The following is an 18,303-nucleotide window of genomic DNA, read 5'->3' as shown; positions in this document are numbered from 1 at the left end:
GAGGACCCCAGTGGCGAAGGCGAAGTTCGAGCGGACTAAGCCGCACGTCAACATCGGCACCATCGGTCACATCGACCACGGTAAGACGACCCTCACGGCCGCCATTACCAAGGTGCTGCACGACGCGTACCCGGACCTGAACGAGGCCTCGGCCTTCGACCAGATCGACAAGGCTCCCGAAGAGCGCCAGCGCGGTATCACGATCTCGATCTCGCACGTCGAGTACCAGACCGAGTCGCGTCACTACGCCCACGTCGACTGCCCCGGTCACGCGGACTACATCAAGAACATGATCACGGGTGCGGCGCAGATGGACGGCGCCATCCTCGTGGTCGCCGCCACGGACGGCCCGATGCCGCAGACCAAGGAGCACGTGCTCCTGGCCCGCCAGGTCGGCGTCCCCTACATCGTCGTCGCCCTGAACAAGGCCGACATGGTGGACGACGAGGAGATCCTGGAGCTCGTCGAGCTCGAGGTGCGCGAGCTCCTCTCCGAGTACGAGTTCCCGGGCGACGACGTTCCGGTCGTCAAGGTCTCCGCTCTGAAGGCCCTCGAGGGCGACGAGGAGTGGGGCAAGTCCGTCCTCGAGCTGATGAAGGCCGTGGACGAGTCCATCCCGGAGCCCGAGCGTGACGTCGACAAGCCGTTCCTGATGCCGATCGAGGACGTCTTCACCATCACCGGTCGCGGTACGGTCGTCACCGGCCGCATCGAGCGTGGTGTCCTCAAGGTCAACGAGACCGTCGACATCATCGGCATCAAGACCGAGAAGACCACCACCACGGTCACCGGCATCGAGATGTTCCGCAAGCTGCTCGACGAGGGCCAGGCCGGTGAGAACGTCGGTCTGCTGCTCCGCGGCATCAAGCGCGAGGACGTCGAGCGCGGCCAGGTCATCATCAAGCCGGGCTCGGTCACCCCGCACACCGAGTTCGAGGCCCAGGCCTACATCCTGTCGAAGGACGAGGGTGGCCGTCACACCCCGTTCTTCAACAACTACCGCCCGCAGTTCTACTTCCGTACGACGGACGTGACCGGCGTCGTGACCCTCCCCGAGGGCACCGAGATGGTCATGCCGGGTGACAACACCGAGATGAAGGTGGAGCTCATCCAGCCCGTCGCCATGGAAGAGGGCCTGAAGTTCGCCATCCGTGAGGGTGGCCGGACCGTGGGCGCCGGCCAGGTCACCAAGATCGTCAAGTGACGATCTGACCTGGTAGCTCCTGCCGCGAGCACCTGGAGGGGCCCGCACGACCTCGGTCGTGCGGGCCCTTTCGTCGTGCGGGCGGCATCCTCCGGGAGGGCGAAGGCCGCGGACCCGTGCGGTGGACGCCGAGCCGCCCGCTTCATTCAAGGCGCGGGGCGGACGATGTCGGTGTCCGGCCGTAGCCTGCGGGCGTGAGTACAGCACTGATCCAGTCCTATGCCTATGCGGCCGCTTCCGCGCTGCGGGAATCCGCCTTAGGCCGCAGCCTCGCCCTGGAAACCTCGGGCGGCGCCACACCCGGCGGTGAGCAGGACCGCCCCCGCTTCTTCGACGGCTTCCTGACCGCCCCGGCGGCCGCGGCCGCGGCGCTGCTCGCGGTCGCGGACGTCGCGGCCACCCGCTACCACCACCCCGGCTCCGCCGCCTCGCTCGACCCGGTGGTCACCGCCAACGGCGACCGGTTACGGATGGAGTCCTTCTCCGGCTGCTGCGGCGTCTACGCGCGCCTCGACATCCTCGCCCCCGGCCTCGACGGGGACGACGTCGGACACGGCACCACCAACGTCGACGTCAACGTCCCGCTGCGTCAGGCGCTCGCCAAACTCGGCGGCCTCGACCCGCTCCACCTGAGGGTGGGCCCCGAAGGAGTGGAGGCGACCACCTTCGAGGGCCGTTTCGTGGAGAAGAAGGTCCCCCTCCCGCAGCGCTGGCTGCGCGGCTTCGCCGAGGCCCAGGTCCTCGCGGCCGGCTTCGCGCCGCGCGCCGAGGTGCCGCCCGCACAGGCGGCCGCCGTCCTGCGCTCCCTGCCACGCCTCACCCGCGGCTCCGGTGCCCGCACCACGCGCTGGGTGGTGCCCGCCGGGCGCACCCTGCGGCCGGTGAGCAGGCCGGTGCCCGGCGCGGTGTGCCTGCCCGGTGCCGAGCGTCTGACCGGCCTGACACCCGTGCTGCGGCACGCGACCGGCGTGCGGCTCCACGCCCCCGACAGCGCCGCGGGCGCGGCCGCGGCCGTCGCCTGGGAGGTCGGGCTGCCCGGCATGCGGCTGACGCTGCTGCTCTCGCCGAGCGCCTCGCGCGGCTTCTCCGGCGAGGGCGGCGTCCTCGACGACCTCGCCACCGGGCCCGCGGCGCGCGACGCCGAGCGGGTGGCGGAACTCCTCGCCTGGGAGCCGACGCTGGACATCGCCGTACTGGCCGCCCAGGCCGGCCTCGCGCCCGAACGGGTCCGCGCGGCGCTCACGGTGCTCGGGACCTCGGGGCAGATCGGCTACGACCTCGCCGAACAGGCGTACTTCCACCGCCACCTGCCCTGGGCGGCCGGTGACGCGGAGGCCCGCAATCCCCGGCTGCGCGGGGCGCGGGCCCTGGTCGCGGAAGGCGCCGTGCGGCTCGACGGAGCGCTCGCGTGGGTCGGTAAGGACGCCCACGCCCACATGGTCCGCGTGGACGACGCGGGGCGGGCGAGCTGCACCTGCCTGTGGTGGGCGAGGTACCAGGGCGGGCGCGGACCGTGCAAGCACGTGCTCGCGGCGGGCATGGTGCGCGACGCCGATGCGAGCGGGGCAGCCGCAGCCACCACGGAGGCCACAGCCACCACCGCGACGACGACGGAGACCACAGCATGAGCGGGGACAGCATGACGAGCCTGGTCCGCCTCGCGGAAGCGGGCGATGTCGAGGGAGTGCTCAAGGCGCTCGCGGCCCTGACCCCGCAGGAGCGCGCGGCACAGGCCGGCGCCCTGGAGGAGCGGCGCGCGAGGATACGAGCCGACTGGGGCGCCTGCTCGGACGAGATGAGGAACGCGCAGATCGCCGCCGAACTCGGCTGCCTGACCGACCCCGCGGCCGCGGCCGACTGCCTCCTGCAGGGCGCCAACGTCTGGGCGTTGTCGACCCGCAGCATCCCGTGGCTCCTCGACGTCGTGAACCTCCGGCCCGTCGCGTGGCGGGCCGAGCTGGTCACGCGGCTCGCCGAGCGGCTGAGACCCGAGGAGACCGTGAGGTTCGACTTCCTCGAGCATCTCCTGTACGACGCGGGCTGCCCCGTCCCGGCCACCGACGGCTTCATCGCGAGCTGGCTGTCGTGGCGCCGCCGGAGCACCGCGCCTCCCCTGCGTCTGCGCGACGGGTTCCTGCCCGGCGACAGCTTCCTGGAGCGGCTGCGCGCGGACGCGCTGACCCCGGTGCTCCTCCCCCTGGCCCTGGACCGGCCGGCGGTCCCCCTCGGCCTCGTGGAGGTGTTCCACTCCGTCCTGAAGCGGCACGGCCTGCGGCATGTGCTGGAGAACACCAACGTCGGCGTGTTCATCCTCCTCTCCACCGAGGACGAGGGCCTGGTCGACCGTGCGGCGCTGATCCGGCGCTTCTTCGCCGCCCACCTGGCCGCCGACCGGGTGTGGTGGCCCGACGCCGCCGTCGCGCTGACGTCACTCGCCCTCACCCCCGAGGAACACGCCTCGGTGTCCCGCGAACGCCTCCTGCTCGCCGAGCCCATGATCGCGTCCCTGCTCCAGGACAGCACGCATCCCCTCACCTTCCTGCAGGCCCTCGCCCTCACCCCGGCCGAGAACGCGCCCCTGCTCCGTGACCACGTCGCGATGCTCGACCTGTCCTCCCAGGTGGCCGCCTACGGTCAGGAGGTCCTCACCGGCCTCGACGAGGCGGGACTCCTCGAGGACGACGTCCTCACCGAGGTCTGCGAGCGCGTCCTGCTCCGCCCGGAGAAGAAACTGGTGCGCGCCCAGCTCGCCTGGCTGGACCGGGCGGCCAAGCGGGACGCCACACGCGCCGGCAGGGTCGTGGCCGGGGCTGCGCTCGCCTTCCAGCACTCCGACGTGGGTCTTCAGGAACGCGCTCTCAAGCTGGTGGCCCGCCATCTGCCCGCGGTGGCGGACGAGCAGGTGCTGTCCGGCCTGCGCGAGGCCGCCGTCTTCCTCACCCCGGCTCTGACCGCGCGCGCCGGCGAGCTGTTCGGCCCGCCGGGACAGGACACCGGCGGACCGTCCGCCGGGCCGTCCGCCGGGCCGTCCGACGAGGTGCCGCCCGACTTCCTGCCGGAGGCGCCCGAGCCGGAACCGGTTCACCCGATCGCCTCGGCCGCCGAGGTCGCCCCCGAGGTCGCGGTGCTGCTCGCCGACAGCGAGAACGTCGTGGCCTTCGAACGCGCCCTCGACGGCCTCGTCCGCCACGCGCGCCTCGACCGCGGCACCCTCTCCAAGGCGCTCGGACCGGTCATGCGCAACCGGCCGGGGTTCGACTGCTGGTGCTGCGGCGCGGACCCGACACAGCTCGACCTGTACGACGTCGCGACCGCGGTGCGCGGCGACGAGCCGAGGGACTGGCACATCCACCGGCGCCGCGAGCTGCTCGAGGCCCGCCGCGCCGACAGGAGGACCAGCGAACCGGGCGCCCTGCTCGGGGCGCGGCTCACCGAGGCCATCGAACTGATCGAGTCCGGCGCTCAGCCCTACCTGCTGGCCCTGCCGACCCGCGCCGACGGGGCGGTGGACGCCGCCGCCCTGGTGGAGCGGATCGCCGAGTTCGAGAGCCTGGGCGTCACCCCCGCGCCCATCGACCTGGCCCAGGCCCTGCTGCGGGTCACCCTCACGGACGACGCGCGCGTGCGGGAGGCGGCGGGCGCACTCCGCTCGGACGCGGGCCGGAGCCTGACGCGGTGGCTGCACCGGGGCGGCGCGCCCCACTGGGACACGACGCCCGACAGGTGGCCGGCCGGAGACCCGACCGGCGCGGCACCCGGCCGGTGGGCCCCCGCGACCCCCCGCACGGGGCACGACCTGCCGCTCCCGCCGGTCGCCGCGGCCCTCCTGGGCCCCTACGGCTGGAACCACCCCCGCCCCGGTGTGTTCATGCTCGCGCAACTGCCGCACCACCGTGACGAGGTGGCCGCATGCTTCGGGGAGAGGACCAACCGCCTGCTGCTCCCGCGGCTGATGGAAGCGAACGGCACCGCGGGCTACGCGACGCACTGGCAGATCACACGGCGGCTCGGCGACCCGAAGGAGGCGGACGCGGCGGTGGACGCCCTGCTGGTCCTCGCCGCACAGGGGCAGTTGGACGCCAGGCTGCTCGCCGGACAGTGGCAGGCACTGACCCGGTACGGGGCGAGCAAGCCCTCCCGGGTCACCGCCGCACTGCGCGCGGCGGCCGAGACCGGCGCCTGGGCGACCGTCTGGTCGGTGCTCGAAGCCGCCCTGCCCGCCCTGCTGCGCGGCACACCGGTCAACGGAGCGGGAGCGCTCCTGGCGCTGGCCGTCGAGTGCGCCGCCCGCTCCGGGGCCAGGGGCTCCGTCCCCGAGGTCGACGAGCTGGCCTCGCGCAAGGGCTCGAGCCAGACCGTGAAGAACGCCAGGCTCCTGCGCGACGTCCTGCGGGGCTGAGACGGCCGGGGGCCGCGCCTGCCGCACCGACTGACGCCCGCGGGGCCGCCGGCGTCAGCCGGTGCGGCGCAGACCGTCGACGAGGAGGGCGGCGAGGCGGCGTGCGTCGTAGTCGGGGTCGGTCTCCGCGCCGATGCAGAGGTTGCCGACCCCGCGCATGAGGGTCAGGGCGGCGATGTCCTCGCGGATCTCCCCGGCCGTCCGCGCGGCGTCGAGCAGCCGGGTGCAGACGGGGACGAGCCGGTCGAGGAAGTACGCGTGCAGGCCCTCGAATCCGGACTGGTCGGAGCGCAGGACGGCGGCCAGGCCGTGCTTGGTGACCAGGAAGTCGACGAACAGGTCGATCCACTGCCGCAGGGCGTCGTGCGGGGTCGGGGCGGAGTTCAGCAGGGCCGGGCCGGCCTCGGCGCACGCCTCGACCTGGTGCCGGTAGACGGCGATGATCAGGTCCGCCCGGGTGGGGAAGTGCCGGTAGAGGGTGCCCAGGCCGACCCCGGCCCGGGAGGCGATGTCGCGCACCGGGGCGTCCACGCCGGACGTGACGAAGACCGCGGCGGCCGCCTCCAGCAGCGTCTCCTTGTTGCGCCGCGCGTCCTTGCGCCGCGACGCGGTGTCGCCCGCGTCGCCGTCCTTCTGGTTCACCGTGTCCGTTCCTCCGCCTCGCGCATGCCTCCGCATGGTCTCACGCACGCCTGAAGGTGCTTCCGCATGGCCGGGTTCCCCTTCCCGCCTAGCTAAACGGAACGTTGTTCCGTATCGTTGGAGGTGTACCGGAACGCTGTTCCGTTTCCCCTTCGCCCTGAGGAGAGACCGTCATGCAGTACCGCACCCTCGGCCGCACCGGCGTCCAGATCGGCACCCTCGCGCTCGGCGCGATGAACTTCGGCGCCATCGGGCGCACCACGCAGGAGGAGGCCACCGCCATCGTCGACGCCGCCCTGGAGGCCGGCGTCAACCTCATCGACACCGCCGACATGTACGGCGCCGGCGAGTCGGAGGAGATCGTCGGCAAGGCCATCGCCGGCCGCCGTGACGACATCGTGCTGGCCACGAAGGCGACCATGCCGATGGGGGAGGAGCGCAACCACCGCGGCAGCTCACGCCGCTGGATCCACACCGCCCTGGACGACAGCCTGCGCCGCCTCGGCGTCGACCACGTGGACCTCTACCAGATGCACCGCTGGGACCCGGCGACCAGCGACGAGGAGACCTTGTCCGCCCTCACCGACCTGCAGCGCGCGGGCAAGATCCGTTACGTCGGCTCCTCGACCTTCCCCGCGTACCGCATCGTGCAGGCGCAGTGGGCCGCCCGTGAGCACCGGCTGAGCCGCTACGTGACCGAGCAGCCCAGCTACTCGGTCCTGCAGCGCGGCATCGAGGCCCACGTCCTGCCCGTCACGGAGGAGTACGGCATGGGCGTGCTGGCGTGGAGCCCGCTCGCCTCGGGCTGGCTGTCGGGCGCGGTGCGCAAGGGCCGGGACGTCGCCACCCACCGCTCGGCGACCCTGCCGGAGCGCTTCGACCCCTCGCTCCCCTGCAACCAGGCGCGGTACGACGCCGTCGAGCGGCTGGCCGAGGTCGCCGACGAGGCCGGGCTCACCCTGATCCAGCTGGCGCTCGGATTCGTCAACGCGCACCCCGCCGTGACGGCCGCGCTCATCGGCCCCCGCACGGTGGAGCACCTCCGGTCGCAGCTCGCCGCCGCGGACACCGTGCTGTCGGCCGACGTCCTCGACGCGATCGACGAGATCGTCGCCCCCGGGACCGACCTGGCGCCGGGCGAGAAGTTCGACACCCCGCCCGCGCTCCTCGACGCGTCCCTGCGCCGTCGCTGACCACCCCCCCGTCCGACCCGGAAGGAGGACGCCGGCCCATGTCCCGCACCCCCCGGCCCGCCCGGCCCGCCCGGCCCGCCCGGCCCGCCTTCGGCATCATGACCCCGCCCTCTCAGGCCGGCTACGACGACCTCGTCCGCGTCTGGCGCGAGGCGGACGGGGTGCCCGAGATCGAGCACGCCTGGCTGTTCGACCACCTCATGCCCGTCTTCGGCGGCCCCGGCGGGCCGGCGTTCGAGGGCTGGACGCTGCTGGCGGCCCTCGCGGCGCAGACGCGGCGGATGCGGCTGGGCGTGATGGTCACCAGCAACCGGTTCCGGCCGCCCGCCGTGCTCGCGAAGATCGCGAAGATCGCGAAGATCGCGAAGATCGCGAAGATCGCGAAGATCGCGAAGATCGCGACGACCGTCGACATCGTCTCGGGCGGCCGGCTCGACTTCGGCGTAGGCGTAGGCTCGCGCCCGCGTCCGCCCGAGGCGTGGCGCGAGTATCCGGCGCACGGGCTGCCGTTCCAGGAGCCGGCGCGGGCGGTGGCGAGCCTCGCCGAGGCCTGCACGCTGATCGAGCGGATGTGGACGGAGGAGCAGCCCTTCGGCTTCCACGGCGAACACCACCGGCTGACGGGGGCAACCCGAAGCCGGTGCAGCGCCCGCACCCGCCCGTCCTCGTCGGCGGCCGGTCCTCCGCGACGCTGCGCGTGGCCGCCGAGCACGCCGACCTGTGGGACGTCCCGGGCGGAGACCTCGGCGACGTGCTGCGCCGCAGCGCCCTGCTCGACCGGTACTGCGCCGACATCGGCCGCGACCCCGCGTCGCTCGTCCGGCCCCTCCACCTCCCCGTCGACACCGGCCGGCCCGGCGCCGTACGGGAGGCGGTGGGGGAGGCGCTGGGCGCGGGGTTCACGCACATCGTGCTCGGACTGCCGGCGCCGTTCCCCGAGGGCGTCGCCCGGTGGGTCGCGGAGGAGGTGATCCGTCCGCCGGTGCGGTGACGCGCCCGAAGACCCGGTCCGTGCACGGGTATTGACGCGCCGCTCGGCCGGATCGTACCGTCCGGCCATCCCTAATGTTTCGGATGCAACTTCGAAACATTCGAGAATCACGACGGGAATGAGAGCCCCCGCATGAGACCGTTCCGTTTCGCCACCGTGGCCCTCGCCACCGCAGCACTGGCCCTGCCGCTCCTGGGCGGTTCGGCGTCCGCCGCCCCGTCGGCCGGCCCCAAGCCGCCGCCGCACTCCCACACCTCGTCCGACCGGCTGCGCGCGGCCGCCCCCGAAGGTTTCGTGATCGGCACCGCCGTGGCGGGCGGCGGCCACCACCTGGAGCAGGACTACCCGGACCCCTTCACGCACGACAGGGAGTACCGGAAGATCCTGGGGCGGGAGTTCAGCTCGGTCTCCCCCGAGAACCAGATGAAGTGGGACCACATCCACCCCGAGCGCGACCGCTACGACTTCGAGCAGGCGGACGAGATCGTCGAGTTCGCCCGCAAGAACCGCCAAGTGGTGCGCGGACACACGCTGTTGTGGCACAGCCAGAACCCCGCCTGGCTGGAGGAGGGCGACTTCACCAAGGCGGAGCTGCGGGGCATCCTGCGCGAGCACATCACCACGGTGGTCGGCCGGTACAAGGGCAGGATCCAGCAGTGGGACGTGGCGAACGAGATCTTCGACGACCAGGGCGGCCTGCGCACCCAGGACAACATCTGGATCCGTGAACTCGGCCCGGGCATCGTCGCGGACGCGTTCCGCTGGGCCCACAAGGCCGACCCCGGGGCGAAGCTGTTCTTCAACGACTACAACGTCGAGAGCGTCAACGCGAAGAGCGACGCCTACTACGCCCTGGTGAAGGACCTGCTCGAGCAGCGCGTGCCGGTGCACGGCTTCTCCGTGCAGGGCCACCTGAGCACGCGGTACGGCTTCCCCGGCGACCTCGCCGACAACCTGCGCCGCTTCGACGCCCTCGGCCTGGAGACCGCGGTCACCGAGCTGGACGTCCGCATGGACGTGCCGGAAGGCGGCACGCCCACCGCGGCGCAGGAGAAGCAGCAGGCGGACTACTACCGGCGGATGCTCCAGGCGTGCCTGGAGGTGGACGGCTGCAACTCGTTCACCATCTGGGGCTTCACCGACAAGTACTCGTGGGTCCCGGTGTTCTTCGAGGGTGAGGGCTGGGCGACGGTCATGACCGACGCCTTCGTGCGCAAGCCGGCGTACCACGCCCTGCGCGACACCCTGAAGGACGCCCGCCACGACGACTGCGGGAAGGACCCGAGGGGCCCCGGGCACCGCAAGCACTGAGGAGTCGCACGCACCGCCCCGGCCCGGCTGCCCGTCACCGGCCCGGGGCGGCGGTGTGTGCGGTGCGCGCACGACACGGAGGGCGCGGTACGGCGGTGGACGGCGACGCCCCGCGGGGTTCGGGGAGGCGGACGAGGCGGGCGTCTGCACCCTGCACACCGTGTCCAGATAGCGGACAATCAGACCCACCTCTTGGTATCCGCTTAACGCAGGAGTAACACTGGAAGGGTCGGCCGACCTGTCGTATACGAACGGGCGGCCGCTGTCCCGCGCGCGGCAACGGCGCCGAGCGCTCCTCACCGGTTCCCCGCCATGGTGTCCCGTGCGCCCTGTGAACCGGTTGCCAGCCGTGCCAGAAAGGGACCCCGTGACCTCACGCCCCGATCCCAAGATCTCGCTCGACCAGCTCCGCGCCGAGGTGGAGCGCCGCAACCCGGCGGAGCCGGAGTTCCACCAGGCCGCCCGTGAGGTGCTGGAGACGCTCGCCCCCGTGCTCGCCGCCCGGCCGGAGTACGCCGACCCGGGCCTCGTCGAGCGGCTCGTCGAGCCCGAGCGGCAGATCATCTTCCGGGTGCCGTGGACGGACGACAACGGGCGCGTGCACGTCAACCGGGGCTTCCGCGTCGAGTTCAACAGCGCCCTCGGGCCGTACAAGGGCGGCCTGCGCTTCCACCCCTCGGTGAACCTCGGGATCATCAAGTTCCTCGGCTTCGAGCAGATCTTCAAGAACGCGCTCACCGGGCTCGGCATCGGCGGCGGCAAGGGCGGCAGCGACTTCGACCCGCAGGGCCGCAGCGACGCGGAGGTCATGCGCTTCTGCCAGTCGTTCATGACCGAGCTGTACCGGCACATCGGCGAGTACACCGACATCCCCGCCGGTGACATCGGCGTCGGCGCGCGTGAGATCGGGTACCTCTTCGGCCAGTACCGGCGCATCACCAACCGCTGGGAGGGCGGCGTCCTCACCGGCAAGAGCGCCGGCTGGGGCGGCTCGCTCATCCGCCCGGAGGCGACCGGCTACGGCAACGTGCTGTTCGCCGAGGCCATGCTGCGCGCCCGCGGCGAGGACCTGGAGGGGCAGACCGCCGTGGTCTCCGGCTCCGGCAACGTCGCGATCTACACCATCCAGAAGCTCGCCGACCTCGGCGCCAACCCGGTCACCTGCTCCGACTCCAGCGGCTACGTCGTCGACGACAAGGGCATCGACCTGGGGCTGCTGCGCCAGATCAAGGAGGTCGAGCGCGGCCGGGTGAGCGACTACGCGGAGCGCCGGGGCTCCTCCGCGCGGTTCGTGCCGGGCGGGAGCGTCTGGGAGGTCCCGGCGGACGTCGCCCTGCCGTCGGCCACCCAGAACGAGCTGAACGCCGTGGACGCCGACGCCCTCATCCGCAACGGCGTGAAGGCGGTCTCCGAGGGCGCGAACATGCCGACCACGCCGGAGGCCGTGCAGCTCTTCCAGCGGGCCGGCGTCGCCTTCGGCCCCGGCAAGGCGGCGAACGCGGGCGGTGTCGCGGTCAGCGCGCTGGAGATGACGCAGAACGCGTCGCGCACCAGCTGGAAGGCCGACCAGGTCGAGGCCGAGCTGGCCCGCATCATGACCGACATCCACACCACCTGCGCGGAGACCGCCGAGCGCTACGGCGCCCCCGGCGACTACGTGACCGGCGCGAACATCGCCGGCTTCGAGCGGGTGGCGGACGCGATGCTGGCGCAGGGCGTCATCTGACGCGTACGCGAGACGACCGCGGGGCCGGGGGCGCGCTGCCCTCGGCCCCACGCGCGTTCGGCCCCGCCCGCTGTCACGGCGTGGGGATGCCCGCCGGACGGGCCGGAAGGCCGAAGCGGGCGGGGACGCCCGGCGAGTACAGCACGCTCACCGGAGCCCCGGCCGGCGCCGGCAGCCCGGCCGCCGCGACCAGGTCCTCCTCGCACTCCAGCAGCTCGGCCCGGTACAGCGGCCAGCGGGGATGGGCGTTCGGCAGGTACATCGGCCGTCCGAAGAACGCGCTGTGCATGCCCCAGCGGGCGGTGAGGAAGTGCTCCAGCTCCGTCGGCTCGGCGATCGCCTCGCCGCGGCGCACGGTGAGCCGCGTACCCGCGCCGCGCGGCCCCGGCCAGCGCCGGGACGCGGTGTACGTGACGGTGCGGTCGTCGGCGTGCCGGACGCGCATCCGGGACCAGACGTACGGCATCCCGAAGCCGAGGCGCCCCACCAGCACCGGAACCAGCCGGGAGGCGTCCAGGGAGAGGAACACCACCCCGCGCCGCCCGTGGTCGTCCACCGAGTACAGGCGGACGTTCGTCTCCGGGAAGTTCCCCAGGTACGGGACGCCCGGCAGCCGCAGCCACCCCACCCGGTGCATCCGGAACGCGACGAGACCGACGTACGTGACCCCGTCGAGGGTGTCGGGCACGGCGCCCGGCGGCAGCAGCCCCGCCACGTCGGCCGGGTCCACCGCCCAGTGCACGAACGTCAGGTCGAGCCAGGACTGGGTGAGCAGCGGACGCGCGATCGCCTCGGGCGGGTCGGGCGTCACGGGCTGGGGTGTCGACGGCACGGCGCCAGTATCGCGGAGGGCGCGGTACGGCCGTACGGCCGTACGCCCGCCCGTGCGGCCGTGTGACCCGTCGGCGTACCCCACATGGCCCTGCCACCGCCCGCAGGGCTCGGCGACCCTGGACGGTATGCAGAAGCTTTCGCTCGACGCCCTCGTCCGCACCCACCTGGAACAGGCCGCCACCGCCTCCAGCGGCCGCAGCGCCACCACCGTCCACGGCGGCCACGAGCACACCCTGCGCCAGACCCTGCTGGCGCTGACCGCCGGCACGAGCCTCGCGGAGCACGACAGCCCCGGCGAGGCCACCCTGCTCGTCCTGCGCGGCCGCGTCCGCCTGACCGGCGGCGACGCGGACCGGGAGGGCCGTACCGGCGACCTCCTCGTCATCCCCGACGCCCGCCACGGCCTGGAGGCGCTGGAGGACGCGGCGATGCTGCTGACGGTCGCCAAGAAGGGCTGACGGCGCCCGGACGCGCGTACGAGCGTGCCCTGGCAGCGGTGTTCGCCGTGTGACGGCCGGGCGGGCCCGGAGCCCGCCCGGGACGGCGCGATGGCACGATGTCGGAACGTCATCGACTGAAGGGGGACGCCGGCGTCATGGCCCGATACATGGAAGCGCTGACCGTCGAGCGGGGCGGTTTCCGGATCAAGGTGCCGGAGTCCTGGTGGGAGTTCGACGTACGGCCGGAGTCGCGGGACGACTCGATCCACCGCATGGTGACCGAGCGCCTGCGCGCCCACCCCGAACTCGCCCCGCACCGCGACACGTTCGTCTCCTTCCTGCGCAAGGCGGCGGCGGACGCCTGGAAGTCCGGCGCCCTGTACTGCGGGTGCATGGCGGAGAGCTTCGGGGGCGACACCCCGATCACCGGCTCGGTGACGGTGTCGCTGGTCGGCGGCCGTACCGGCAAGGGCGACCCGCTGCCGACGGACCCGGAGGCGATCGCCGCCCAGCTCGCGGTCAAGGAGGCGAAGCGGGAGGGCGACTCCTGGCGCAAGGTGACGACGGTCGACATCCCGGGCGTCGGTCCGGCGGCCCGGACGTACGGCATCGAGGACGTGCCGGTACCGGGCGACGAGCTCGGCCGCACGATCCGGGCGGTGCTGATGCAGACCTTCATCCCGGTGCCGGGGCAGGAGGGCAAGGTCGCCCTGGTCGCGGGCAGCAGCCAGGTCCTGGACCTGGCGGAGTCCTTCTTCGACATCTTCGACGCGATCACGTCGACGTTCCGGTTCGTGGACTGACCGGGCGTGACGCGACCGTGGGACTGGGTGACGGGCGAGAGCCTGCTGGCCCTCGACGACCCGGCGGAGTGGGACGCAGCGTTCGCGCGTGGCGAGCGGAGCCTGGGCACGGCGGCGATCGGGCTGGCCTTCAACTGCCCGCTGGAGGAGGCATCCCCTCGCATCGCCCGCGCGACCCGGCTGCCGGACATCGCCCAACGAGGCTTCGCCTCCACGGCGGTGGGCACGGCGGCCCGGCTCAACGGAGCGCTGACGCCGGAGCTGTACGAGGTGCTGCGGGCGGCGGGCCCCGGCCGCAAGAGCATCGCTGTGAACGCGGTCAATGACACCCTGACCTTCGTACCGTTCCGCGACCTGCCGCCGTGGCTGAAGCGGTGGGCGGTGTACGTGACGGTCCGGGACAAGCTGGAAGGCTGGTGGCTGCGGGGGGAGGACGCGGCGCGTCGCGTGTGGCAGGTCGTGCGCCGTGGATGACGCGGCACTGGCGGAACGGGGAATCGAGGACGAGCTCGGATTCGATGAGGAAGACATGCTCGGAGGGGCATGGGCGCCGTCGTTGGACGTGCCGTGTGGACTGCTGCTTAGCTGAGCAAAGGACTGCGCCAGGTCGGCAGTGAGCGAAAGAGGTGCCCGGTGGACACTCCCCGTCTTGAAGAGGTGCGACTGACCTCCTTCAAGAGCTTCACCGACCAGCGCCTGCCCTTGCAGGATCTCACCGTGCTGATCGGGCGGAACGGCAGCGGGAAGTCCAACGCGCTCGACGGGCTGATGGTGTTGTCCCGGCTGGCGCTGGGCGAACCGGTGCGGGACGCGCTGGACGGACCGCGCAGCGGGGGAGAGGAACCGATCCGGGGCGGCGCCGAGGGGTGCGCGCCGCTCGGGGAGGACCGATTCGCGCTCGGGTGCCGGGTGCGGTCCGGCGAGGCGGTCTTCGACCTGGACGTGGTGATCGCGGTCTCCCCCGAAGTGCGCATCCTCCATGAGGAGCTGACGGCGGTCGAGGGCGTGCCCTACGCGGGCCGTCGGCTGGCCGCAGGCCGCTCTCTCCTGACGAGCGACGCACCGGACGCACGCCGCAGTGACCTCAACGTCCGTTACTTCAACGGGCGGCGCGGTCTCGACCCGGGGGTTCCGTTCGCCGCCGACAGGCTGCTGGCCGGGCAGGTGCCGGTGAGGCTGCCCGCGACCACGGAGGCCACGAAGCTCGTGCACCGAGCGGCGCGGGACGTGCTCGCCGTGCTGCGGGACGTCTTCCTCCTCGACCCGGTTCCGCATCTCATGAGGCAGTACGTCAACGCGCGCGACGCGGAGCTCAGACGCAGCGCCGACAACCTGAGCGCGGCGGTCGCCGGCCTGGCCAAGACCGACCCCGCAGCCTTCGACAGGCTCACGGAACTGGTGGCGGGCATGCCCGAGTACCCGGTGCGCGGGATGAGCAGTGTCGGTACCAGGCTGGGGGACGTGCAGCTGGTGTTGCGCGAGGCGGGGTACCACGGAGCGGAGCACGACGTCCCGGCGCGGCTCCTGAGCGACGGCATGCTGCGGTTCCTGGCCTTCGGCACCGCCCTGCTGAGCGCGCCTGTCTCCGACGGCGGCGCCGAGCCGCTCCTGACACAGCGGCACCTGGTGATCGAGGAGATCGAGAACGGTCTCTACCCCACCCAGGCCGCACGGGTACTGCGCCTGATGAAGGAGGAGTCCCAGCGGCGTCGCATCGACGTGCTCTTCACCACGCACAGCCCAGCCCTGCTCAACTCCCTGAGAGCGCAGGACCATTCGGGAGTCGTCGTGTGCAGCCGGGACCCGGAGTCGGGGGAGAGCCGGCTGACCCGCCTCACGGAGCTGCCTGGCTACGTCGACCTCCTGGCCGCAGGCGACCTCGGCGACGCGGTGACCAAGGGACGCCTGCCGGATGCCGTGCGTCCCCGGGAAGAGGGCGTGACGAGTGTCGAGGACTTCCTGAGGAGCCTGTGAGCCCGTGAGCAGACAGCATCAGTCCGGGCTGCGGCTCCCCGTCGTCGACTTCCTGGACACCTCCGTCTTCGTCGAGATCCTCGGCGTACCCCATATGGACGGCCACCGCGACGAAGTCCTCTCGGAGATGGACGCCCGGCTGAAGGCCAAGGTGCGCTTCGTGCTGCCGACCGCGACCGTGATCGAGACCGGCAACCACGTCTTCCAGATCAAGAACGGTGACGCCCGCCGGAAGTGTGCCGCGGACTTCATGAGCATGCTGCGCAAGACCGCGAACGGGGAGGCGCCCTGGGTGCTGCACGAGCGGACCTGGGACGGCGCCTTCCTCGCCTCGCTCTGTGACGGCGGTACCACGGGCATGGATCTGGCCGCGCACGCCGTACGACAGCAGCTGGGCACCGGCGACCTGAGCATCGTCTCCGAGCGGGACCTGTACGCGGACCGGGCGAGGGCCGAGGTCCGCATCTGGACGCTGGAGACCACGATGGGGACGTGGGCCGAGCTGCCCTGAGCCGCGCCGTCCGCTACCACCGGGACGGGGCGGGTAGCCGCCCGGCGGAGCAGGTCCCCACCTCGGCCCAGACGGTCTTGCGCGGGGGCGGGCCGGGGACGACTCCCCAGCGGTCGGCGAGGGCGTCCACGAGCAGCAGGCCGCGGCCGGACTCGGCGTCCTCGGCGGCGGAGTGCTGCGGGCACGGCAGCCGGTCACCGCGCGTGTCGGTGACCTCGATGCGGAGAGTGTCGCCGACGACGTACAGCAGCAGCCGGAAGTCCCGGCCGGGGACGCGGCCGTGGGTGACGGCGTTGGCCGCCAGCTCTCCGACGAGGAGCTCCGCCGGGTGAGGCGGCAGTCCCCATGCGCGCAGTCGCTCGGTGGCGAGCAGCCGGGCGAGACGGGCGCCGCGCGGCGTGGAGGACAGCTGGAGGCTGAAGTTGCGGACGGGGCGGGCGATGTGGTTTTCAGGGGCACGCATGTCTTGATTCACGTCACTCAGCGTGGCCACCCCTGCTTCCGTAGGTGAGTGACAACGCCTGCACGTACCGTCACTGTCCCGGCTTTTGTCTCGGCTGTCTCGGCTGTCCCGGGCGTTGTACGGAGTACGAGTACGCGCCGAAGGAGGAGCCGTGGACGAGGGTGTCGACGAGGCGGGCTGGGACGTCGAGCCGGGCGACGAGATCGAGCCGGTGGTGCAGGCGGTGGGCCGTCTGCTCAGGGTCTGCCGGGAGTCCGCCGGGATGAGCGTGTCCGAGCTGGCGGACGCCCTCGGGTACGGCGAGGACATGATCCGCAAGATCGAACGAGGGGCCCGCATCCCCCGCCCGGAGTGCCTGGACCGGGCGGACCAGATCCTGAAGGCGCAGGGGCATCTGCGGGCCTTCATGGAGGACATGCGCAAGGCGCGGTATCCGAAGAAGGTGCGGCAACTGGCCGAGCTGGAGCAACGGTCGGTGGAGATGCTGCTGTACAGCAACCACAACATTCATGGGCTGTTGCAGACGGAGGAGTACGCGCGGGCGCTGCTTCGCACCTGGCGGCCCGCCTACTCGCCGGACGAACTGGAGCGTATGACGGTCGCTCGCATGGCCCGGAAGTCCGTCTTCGAGCGTTCACCCGCGCCGGAGTTCAGCTTCGTCCTGGAAGAGGTGACGCTGCGCCGCCCGGTCGGGGACACAATGGTGCTGCGCCGACAGCTCGAACACATGCTGGACGTGGCGAAGTTGCCGTTCGTGGAGCTTCAGGTGATGCCGACCATCCGCGCGAACCATCCGGGAACTGGGGGCCGTATCCAAGTGCTGAAGTTCGCGGACGGTACGGGGATGGGGCGTACCGACGGTGACTTCGGAGGCCGCCCGGTGTCGCACCCCAGGCAGCTCCGCGTCCTCGACCTGCGCTATGGCATCATCCGGGCTCAGGCGCTCACACCAGAGGAGTCTCTGGTATTCATCGAGCAAACGCTGGGAGAGCTATGAGCACGCCGGAACTCCACTGGTTCAAGAGCAGCTACAGCGACAGCAGCAACGGCAACGACTGCATCGAAATCGCCTCCACCCCCACCACCGTCCACGTCCGCGACTCCAAGAACGCATCCGGCCCGCGGCTCGCGCTCACCCCGGAGGCGTGGGCGGACTTCGTGACCTACGCGTCACAGAGCTGACCTCTCGACGGCCGCACCCCACGCGAAGCCGAAGCCTCGCGTGGGGTGTTCCGCGCCGGTGACGGACCAGCCGTTGGGGGCCCGCACGCACCCCTCTGTGTGATGCCCGTGCCTCACTGCGTGACGGTGGCGCCGGTGTGCCGAGGCGCGGGAATCGTCCCGTCGCCGACCGGCTCCGCCACCGCGTCGCCGTGGTGGCGGACCAGGTAGTCCATGGCGTGCTCGGTGGAGGGCTGGTACTCCAGCTGCTCGCTGTGGAAACGCAGGCTTTCCTGGCAGTCCTCGATGATCTCTCCCCGCGTCTTCACCATGATGCGGAAGGTGGGGGCGGAGACCGCCCATCCGGGGACGCGGTCCGCTTGGTGGGCCAGTTGTCGCAGGGCGTTGTCCATGCCGTTGCCGACGAGCCAGACATCCCACGTCACGGCCGGGTCGCGGAACCGGTCGTCGGACATCACCGCTTCCGCGTAGCTGCTGATCTGGCTGAACTCCGTCATGCCGAGAACGACGCCGGGGCGTTTCAGCTCGACGACCAGGTGATGGCGCTCCCCCTTCCGGTGCCGTGCGGCGCGGGACAGCATGAGACCGACCCGGCCGGGCCGCCCGTCCTTGCGCAGGACAGGCCCCGGT

General features: G+C 72.1%; 17 protein-coding genes and 1 pseudogene. 14 read left to right on the top strand and 4 right to left on the bottom strand.

Annotated elements, in window-relative coordinates:
• The first annotated feature begins 10 nt into the window (after positions 1–10).
• The 3 genes from tuf to ACIQ8B_RS22395 all read left to right on the top strand — a co-directional run bounded on the left by tuf (position 11) and on the right by ACIQ8B_RS22395 (position 5,603).
• On the top strand, positions 11–1,204 hold the full coding sequence (tuf, locus tag ACIQ8B_RS22405) for an elongation factor Tu (RefSeq protein WP_106412910.1): 1,194 nt from the start codon (positions 11–13) through the stop codon (positions 1,202–1,204).
• 209 nt (positions 1,205–1,413) lie between these two features.
• Positions 1,414–2,832, top strand: coding sequence for an SWIM zinc finger family protein (locus ACIQ8B_RS22400; protein WP_403549030.1), 1,419 nt, complete (start codon positions 1,414–1,416; stop codon positions 2,830–2,832).
• Positions 2,829–5,603, top strand: coding sequence for a DUF6493 family protein (locus ACIQ8B_RS22395; protein WP_403549007.1), 2,775 nt, complete (start codon positions 2,829–2,831; stop codon positions 5,601–5,603). Before ACIQ8B_RS22400 ends, ACIQ8B_RS22395 begins: the two co-directional genes overlap by 4 nt.
• 54 nt (positions 5,604–5,657) lie before the next feature.
• Here the strand turns inward: ACIQ8B_RS22395 and ACIQ8B_RS22390 are convergent, their stop codons facing one another.
• Positions 5,658–6,281, bottom strand: coding sequence for a TetR/AcrR family transcriptional regulator (locus tag ACIQ8B_RS22390; protein WP_403549005.1), 624 nt, complete (start codon positions 6,279–6,281; stop codon positions 5,658–5,660).
• Between the two features lie 137 nt (positions 6,282–6,418).
• Between ACIQ8B_RS22390 and ACIQ8B_RS22385 the strand changes: the two genes are divergently transcribed.
• The 4 genes and pseudogenes from ACIQ8B_RS22385 (at position 6,419) to gdhA (ending at position 11,466) form a co-directional block, all read left to right on the top strand.
• Positions 6,419–7,438: an aldo/keto reductase gene (locus tag ACIQ8B_RS22385; RefSeq protein ID WP_403549003.1), complete on the top strand. Its 1,020-nt coding sequence runs from the start codon at positions 6,419–6,421 to the stop codon at positions 7,436–7,438.
• 38 nt (positions 7,439–7,476) lie between these two features.
• Positions 7,477–8,429: pseudogene (locus ACIQ8B_RS22380) on the top strand (LLM class flavin-dependent oxidoreductase).
• Between the two features lie 132 nt (positions 8,430–8,561).
• On the top strand, positions 8,562–9,740 hold the full coding sequence (locus ACIQ8B_RS22375; protein WP_403549001.1) for an endo-1,4-beta-xylanase: 1,179 nt from the start codon (positions 8,562–8,564) through the stop codon (positions 9,738–9,740).
• Positions 9,741–10,107: 367 nt separating this feature from the next.
• Entirely contained in the window at positions 10,108–11,466 is a 1,359-nt protein-coding gene (gene gdhA / locus ACIQ8B_RS22370) for an NADP-specific glutamate dehydrogenase (RefSeq protein ID WP_198602493.1), read from the top strand.
• 73 nt (positions 11,467–11,539) lie between these two features.
• On the opposite strand, the gene ACIQ8B_RS22365 is transcribed toward gdhA, so the two are convergent.
• Positions 11,540–12,298 (bottom strand): YqjF family protein, encoded by a 759-nt coding sequence (locus tag ACIQ8B_RS22365; protein WP_403548999.1) that lies wholly within the window; start codon positions 12,296–12,298, stop codon positions 11,540–11,542.
• A gap of 127 nt (positions 12,299–12,425) precedes the next feature.
• Between ACIQ8B_RS22365 and ACIQ8B_RS22360 the strand changes: the two genes are divergently transcribed.
• The 5 genes from ACIQ8B_RS22360 to ACIQ8B_RS22340 all read left to right on the top strand — a co-directional run bounded on the left by ACIQ8B_RS22360 (position 12,426) and on the right by ACIQ8B_RS22340 (position 16,028).
• A complete protein-coding gene (locus tag ACIQ8B_RS22360) occupies positions 12,426–12,758 on the top strand; it encodes a cupin domain-containing protein (RefSeq protein WP_403548997.1) in 333 nt (110 codons plus the stop codon).
• Positions 12,759–12,895: 137 nt separating this feature from the next.
• The gene (locus tag ACIQ8B_RS22355; protein WP_290010901.1) at positions 12,896–13,543 is read left to right on the top strand and encodes a hypothetical protein; all 648 of its coding nucleotides are present in this window, start codon (positions 12,896–12,898) and stop codon (positions 13,541–13,543) included.
• Positions 13,544–13,549: 6 nt separating this feature from the next.
• The gene (locus ACIQ8B_RS22350; protein ID WP_403548995.1) at positions 13,550–14,017 is read left to right on the top strand and encodes a hypothetical protein; all 468 of its coding nucleotides are present in this window, start codon (positions 13,550–13,552) and stop codon (positions 14,015–14,017) included.
• A gap of 159 nt (positions 14,018–14,176) precedes the next feature.
• Positions 14,177–15,517: an AAA family ATPase gene (locus ACIQ8B_RS22345; protein WP_403548993.1), complete on the top strand. Its 1,341-nt coding sequence runs from the start codon at positions 14,177–14,179 to the stop codon at positions 15,515–15,517.
• Between the two features lie 4 nt (positions 15,518–15,521).
• Positions 15,522–16,028, top strand: coding sequence for a hypothetical protein (locus ACIQ8B_RS22340; protein ID WP_403548991.1), 507 nt, complete (start codon positions 15,522–15,524; stop codon positions 16,026–16,028).
• Positions 16,029–16,041: 13 nt separating this feature from the next.
• On the opposite strand, the gene ACIQ8B_RS22335 is transcribed toward ACIQ8B_RS22340, so the two are convergent.
• Positions 16,042–16,491 (bottom strand): ATP-binding protein, encoded by a 450-nt coding sequence (locus tag ACIQ8B_RS22335; RefSeq protein ID WP_403548989.1) that lies wholly within the window; start codon positions 16,489–16,491, stop codon positions 16,042–16,044.
• A 151-nt stretch (positions 16,492–16,642) separates the two neighbouring features.
• On the opposite strand from ACIQ8B_RS22335, the gene ACIQ8B_RS22330 reads away from it, so the two are divergent.
• Positions 16,643–17,488, top strand: a complete 846-nt coding sequence (locus tag ACIQ8B_RS22330; RefSeq protein ID WP_403548987.1) for a Scr1 family TA system antitoxin-like transcriptional regulator — start codon at positions 16,643–16,645, stop codon at positions 17,486–17,488.
• Positions 17,485–17,673: a DUF397 domain-containing protein gene (locus tag ACIQ8B_RS22325; RefSeq protein ID WP_403548985.1), complete on the top strand. Its 189-nt coding sequence runs from the start codon at positions 17,485–17,487 to the stop codon at positions 17,671–17,673. Before ACIQ8B_RS22330 ends, ACIQ8B_RS22325 begins: the two co-directional genes overlap by 4 nt.
• 113 nt (positions 17,674–17,786) lie before the next feature.
• On the opposite strand, the gene ACIQ8B_RS22320 is transcribed toward ACIQ8B_RS22325, so the two are convergent.
• Positions 17,787–18,254, bottom strand: a complete 468-nt coding sequence (locus tag ACIQ8B_RS22320) for a hypothetical protein (RefSeq protein ID WP_403548984.1) — start codon at positions 18,252–18,254, stop codon at positions 17,787–17,789.
• Between the last annotated feature and the right edge of the window lie 49 nt (positions 18,255–18,303).

Origin of the sequence: Streptomyces sp. NPDC096105, assembly GCF_044763335.1 — a bacterium.
GTDB lineage: Bacteria > Actinomycetota > Actinomycetes > Streptomycetales > Streptomycetaceae > Streptomyces.
This window is presented reverse-complemented; position numbering and strand designations above follow the sequence as displayed.